Origin of the sequence: Hyphomonas sp. UBA3601 (assembly GCF_002375605.1) — a bacterium.
In the GTDB taxonomy this organism is placed as follows: Bacteria; Pseudomonadota; Alphaproteobacteria; order Caulobacterales; family Hyphomonadaceae; genus Hyphomonas.
In genome coordinates, this window is sequence record NZ_DFME01000076.1 from 7,425 (window position 1) to 12,637 (window position 5,213).

5 protein-coding genes and 1 tRNA gene are annotated in these 5,213 nt (G+C 60.4%); 5 read left to right on the forward strand and 1 reads right to left on the reverse strand.

The window, feature by feature from the left end:
- Window positions 1-117 precede the first annotated feature (117 nt).
- Window positions 118-192 (reverse strand) — tRNA-Thr (locus B4F73_RS07605).
- 208 nt (window positions 193-400) lie between these two features.
- Here B4F73_RS07605 and B4F73_RS07610 point away from each other — a divergent pair.
- The 5 genes from B4F73_RS07610 to B4F73_RS07630 all read left to right on the forward strand — a co-directional run bounded on the left by B4F73_RS07610 (window position 401) and on the right by B4F73_RS07630 (window position 5,211).
- Window positions 401-1,606, forward strand: coding sequence for a cytochrome P450 (locus B4F73_RS07610; protein WP_290479680.1), 1,206 nt, complete (start codon window positions 401-403; stop codon window positions 1,604-1,606).
- 65 nt (window positions 1,607-1,671) lie between these two features.
- The gene (murA, locus tag B4F73_RS07615; RefSeq protein ID WP_290479679.1) at window positions 1,672-2,952 is read left to right on the forward strand and encodes a UDP-N-acetylglucosamine 1-carboxyvinyltransferase; all 1,281 of its coding nucleotides are present in this window, start codon (window positions 1,672-1,674) and stop codon (window positions 2,950-2,952) included.
- 20 nt (window positions 2,953-2,972) lie between these two features.
- Complete coding sequence (locus B4F73_RS07620; RefSeq protein WP_206990985.1) at window positions 2,973-3,422, forward strand: DUF2948 family protein; 450 nt, start codon at window positions 2,973-2,975, stop codon at window positions 3,420-3,422.
- Between the two features lie 2 nt (window positions 3,423-3,424).
- Window positions 3,425-4,729 (forward strand): histidinol dehydrogenase, encoded by a 1,305-nt coding sequence (gene hisD, locus B4F73_RS07625; protein WP_290482915.1) that lies wholly within the window; start codon window positions 3,425-3,427, stop codon window positions 4,727-4,729.
- The gene (locus B4F73_RS07630) at window positions 4,726-5,211 is read left to right on the forward strand and encodes a UPF0262 family protein (RefSeq protein ID WP_206990983.1); all 486 of its coding nucleotides are present in this window, start codon (window positions 4,726-4,728) and stop codon (window positions 5,209-5,211) included. The genes hisD and B4F73_RS07630 overlap by 4 nt, the downstream gene beginning before the upstream one ends.
- Window positions 5,212-5,213 lie beyond the last annotated feature (2 nt).

Here is a 5,213-nt window from a genome sequence, read left to right on the forward strand (position 1 = left end):
GCGAAAGGGCGGCCCATATGGTCCGCCCTTTTTGCATTTGAGGCTGAATGCGATGGACAAACAGCCCGCCCGCGCCGGAAGACGCGCGCTCAGTGTCGCTGATTATCGGGAAATTCCTGGTGCCGCGAGGGAGAATTGAACTCCCGGCCTCATCATTACCAATGATGCGCTCTACCACTGAGCTACCGCGGCATTGCAGGAATGGAAAGCGGGCTTTAGCTTATGCAGACTGACATGAAAAGGCCGTTTTGCTGCGAAAAGCACCTCATATGAAAGACAAGGTAACAGGACAGGATAATGCCGCACGCCGGGCCGAGGCTCTGCGGGCGAATTTGCGACGCCGCAAGGCGGCTACGCGCAAGGCAAAGGCGCCCCCGGCTGAGTCGGATCCAGAGAAGAAATGAGCCTGCCGCTCAACTCTCAGGCTTATCTGCGTGGGCCGCACGGCTTTCTCGCTGCGGCCAGGGAAGAGAGCCTGTTCGTTCGGCAGAAACTGCCCTTTCTGGGCAAGTGCACGCTGGTGCTGGGCCATGCTGAATGTCTGGAATTCCTCAAGGATTCGGATCGTTTTGCGGTGGACGCGCGAAACGCCGGGTTTGATTCACCGTTCGGCCTCAGATTTCTGCCCAAATCCCTGAAGACGCTGTCCAACAATCTGCTGTCGCTGGATGACCCTGACCATCTGCGCTTGCGCCGTCTGGTCGACCAGCCCTTCCGGCGCGTCTCGATCGACGCATTGAAGCCGCGTATTCGCGAAACCTGTGATCGGCTGGTGGCGGAGATGGTTGAAGCAGGCGAAGCGGATCTGGTTGAGGGGCTGTGCCGACAGCTGCCATTATTGGTGATCTATGACCTGCTGGGGTTCTCGGGCGAGATTCGAAACAAGCTTGATTCTGTCCTGCATGGCCTGACCGCGACAGCGAACATATTCAATGTGCTGCGCGGCCTGATGAAGCTTGGCGCGGTTCAGAGAATGCTGGCGGAGGAATTCGAGCGCGTCCGGCATGAACCCGGGCCAGGCCTCGTCACCGAACTCGTCCATGCTGAAGCCGATGGCGACCGCATGAGCAATGACGAGTTGGTTGCCATGGTGTTTGTCCTCTTCATCGCCGGACATGAGACGACGAAGCACCTGATCTCGTCAGCTGTCTACACGCTGCTGACCGAGCCGGACGCAGCGGATCAGTATCGGAGCATGGATGACGATGCGCGCGGCATCGCCGTGGATGAGCTCATGCGCTACTGCGCTCCGGTGCAGATGACCAAGCCGCGGCATGCACGCGAGGATCTGGAATTCCACGGCTTGTCAATGAAACGCGGCGAACGCCTTGTTGCCTTGCTTGCGGCGGCCAATATTGATCAGCGTGTGTTTGAGGGCCCTCGAAACCTGGACCTGACCCGCAGGCCCAATCGCCATCTTGGATGGGGTGGCGGGCCTCATATCTGCCTCGGCCTGCACTTGGCACGCGCCGAAGCGCAGGCGGCGCTCGATTGTCTTCTGGACGGCTGGCCGGGCCTCGCCCTGGGCATTGAGCCGGAACAGCTGAAGTGGATTCCGCGCTCCGGCTTGCGGGGGCTTAAGCAACTGCCGGTAATATTTGGATAAAGTCTGTGCAGCCTTGCCACATTCAGGCCCTTCCAAAGCCGCGAAGCGCTGTATAAGGGCAATCCATGGATAAATTGCACATCAAGGGCGGCGCTCATCTGAATGGCCGCATTCCGGTTTCTGGCGCGAAGAACTCCGCTCTGAAGCTGATGGTCGCATGTTTGCTGACTGACGAGCCCATCACGCTTACCAATATGCCGAATCTGGCTGATACGCGCTTCCTTGCGCAATTGCTGGAAACGCTGGGCGTTGAAGTCTATTGGCCGAAGGGCGATTCGACCTGTCATCTGAACGGTGCTGAGCTGAAAAGCACGATCGCGCCATATGATCAGGTCCGCAAGATGCGGGCGAGTTTCAACGTGTTGGGGCCTCTGATTGCGCGTTCTGGCCATGCAACAGTCTCGCTGCCAGGTGGCTGTGCCATTGGTGCCCGACCGGTTGATCTGCACCTGCAGGCTCTGGAAGCGATGGGTGCGGATCTGCGTGTGGAGCAGGGTTATGTGAAGGCCGCCGCCATTCATGGCCTGAAGGGCGCGCACATCAATTTTGCCATGCCGAGCGTGGGTGCGACCGAGCATGCCATGCTGACTGCGACGCTTGCGCAGGGCGAGACCGTTCTGGAGAACGCCGCACGTGAGCCCGAGATTGAAGACTTGGCGGTTTGCCTGAACTCCATGGGCGCGAAGATCACGGGCGCTGGCACGTCCAAAATTTGCATCGAAGGCGTCGAGAAACTGAGCGGCACGACGCATTCCGTCATGCCGGACAGGATTGAGGCGGGCACATATGCCATGGCGGCTGCAGCGGCCGGCGGCGATGTTACGCTGGAGGGCGCTCCGGTGGCGGCCCTTGGTGCAATGATTGGCAAGCTGAGAGAGGCTGGCGTCACGGTCGAGGCCGACGAGGCCGCGGCCACTCTGCGCATCGTGCGGAATGGCTCTCGGCTCAAATCCGTCAGCGTATCGACCCAGCCGCATCCAGGCTTCCCGACTGACCTTCAGGCTCAGTTCATGGCCCTGATGAGCCTCGCGGACGGTACAAGCATTATTCGCGAAACGATTTTCGAAAACCGTTTCATGCATGCACCGGAACTCTCGCGTCTTGGCGCAGACATCACAGTGCGTGGGCAGGAGGCGGTCGTGAAAGGTGTACCTCAGCTGACCGCAGCGCCAGTCATGGCGACAGATTTGCGCGCATCGGTCTCTCTTGTGATTGCAGGGCTTGCCGCAGAGGGGGAGACTGTGGTGAACCGTATCTACCACCTCGATCGTGGATTTGAGCGGCTGGAAGCGAAACTTAACGCCTGTGGCGCTAGCATTGAACGCCGATCCGAGGACGAAGACTAGGAATTGCTCAAGGGGCACTGATGGCTGATCACAAACCACTTCGTCTTCTCGCCGAAACGGCCGAGGATCTGGAAGTCATTTCCGCCGCCATTCAGGACAGTGTCGTGAAAGCGGGGAACCTGAAATATGAGTCCCGCCACAACCGGTTTGCGCTGGAGATAAACCGCTTTCGCTGGGAAGCGGGCGCGAAACGCGGCGACGGCCAGCGTGTGCGGTCGCTGCTGGCCTTCGATGGCGTGCTGGGCGCGAAGACCCGCGCTGTCACCAAGACCGACCCGGAAATGATCCTGTCGCTGTTGCAGGTGACCTTCACCCCGGCAGATGAGCCGCCGGGTGGAAAGATCACGCTGATCTTCGCAGGCGACGGAGAAATCGTCCTTGAGGTTGAAGTTCTGGATGCAACCTTGCTGGACAGTGACTATGTGTGGCCGACGCGCCGCCTTCCGAGCCACGAGCGGCGCCGGAGATAGACATGGTCCGCAGGTTTTTTGCCTCAAACGACGCCTTCAATGGTGAATTCGCCCAGTTCCTGGAGCAGGAACGCGGCACGGGTGAAGACGTTGCGAATACCGTAACGGGCATCCTGAAGGATGTGCAGGCACGCGGCGGCGAGGCCGTGGCCGAATACACGGCCAGGTTTGACGGTCTGCAACTGGACCCATCGACGCTGACATCCGACAATGTGAACCTGCACAGCCTGGCCGCGCAATGCCCGGCTGATTTGCGCGAAGCCATCGATTTTGCACATGATCGGATCGCCACATATCATGCGGCGCAGCGGCCCGCAGACCACAGTTTTACCGACTCAGCGGGAGTAGAGCTCGGCTGGCGCTGGACGGCGCTGGAAAGCGTCGGCGTCTATGTGCCGGGCGGCCGCGCGAGTTACCCCTCTTCGGTCCTGATGAATGTCGTGCCGGCCAAGATCGCCGGCGTTGAGCGCATCGTCATGGTTGCGCCCGCGCCCCAGGGCGAGCTGTCACCCGCGGTTGCATACGCCGCGCTGAAAGCTGGCGTTGAGGAATTTTACCCAATTGGTGGGGCGCAGGCCGTTGGCGCGCTGGCTTTTGGCACGTCAAACATGGCCCCGGTCGACAAGATTGTCGGCCCTGGCAATGCTTTCGTCGCAGAGGCCAAGCGCCAAGTATTTGGCCGCGTCGGCATCGACACGATTGCCGGCCCGTCAGAGATTCTGGTCATCGCAGACCATACGGCAAATCCGGACTGGATTGCCGCCGACCTGCTGTCTCAGGCCGAGCATGATCCCAGCAGCCAGTCGATCCTCATTGTTGTGGACCAGGCTGTGGGGGATTCTGTGGAAGGGGCTGTGGAAAACCAGTTGAAAACCCTGCCCACGGGCGAGCGAGCCCGCGAAAGCTGGATGAACAATGGCGCAATCGTCGTCGCACCTGATTTGCCTGCTGCAGCCTCCATCGCGAACCGCATCGCGGCTGAGCATCTGGAGCTGGCCGTGGAGGACCCGGATGCCCTGTTGCCACTGATCCGCCATGCCGGTGCGGTCTTTCTGGGCCACTATATGCCCGAGGCGCTGGGCGATTACGTCACCGGGTCGAACCACGTCTTGCCGACCAGCCGCGCCGCGCGCTTCTCGTCAGGCCTTGGTCTGTATGATTTTCTGAAACGGATGAGTGTTCAGCGTGTGGGCCCCGAGGGGTTTGCCGCGATTGCGCCCGCCGCCTTGCGCCTCGCCGAGGCAGAGCGCTTGCCAGCCCATGCGCGCTCCATCTCCATCCGCTCCAATCAGGGCACGGACGGGTGAGCAATGATCGGCTCATCGGCGTCGATATCGACGATGAGACCCTGGGCGCATCGGGCCCGGACGCCGAGCATGAGCGCCGCGTTGCCATTTTTGATCTGTTGGAAAGTAATTCCTTCAAGGTGATCGGTCAGGATGAGGGACCCTATCAGCTGAACCTGTCCAAAGCCGAGCGTCGGCTCGTCTTTGCCATTCGTACCGAGGCAGGCGAGGAGGTGCACACTTTCATCCTTTCACTCGGGCCGTTCCGGGGCGTGATCCGTGACTATTTCATGATCTGCGACAGCTATTACGATGCGATCCGAACCCAGTCGCCGCACCAGATCGAAGCCATCGATATGGCGCGGCGTGGCATCCATAATGAGGGTTCAGAACTTCTCGCCGAACGCCTTGAAGGCAAGATCGAAGTCGACTTCTCCACGTCGCGGCGGCTATTCACGCTGATCTGCGCCCTCCATGCCGGCCAAACGCGCGCAGCGGGCTAGGG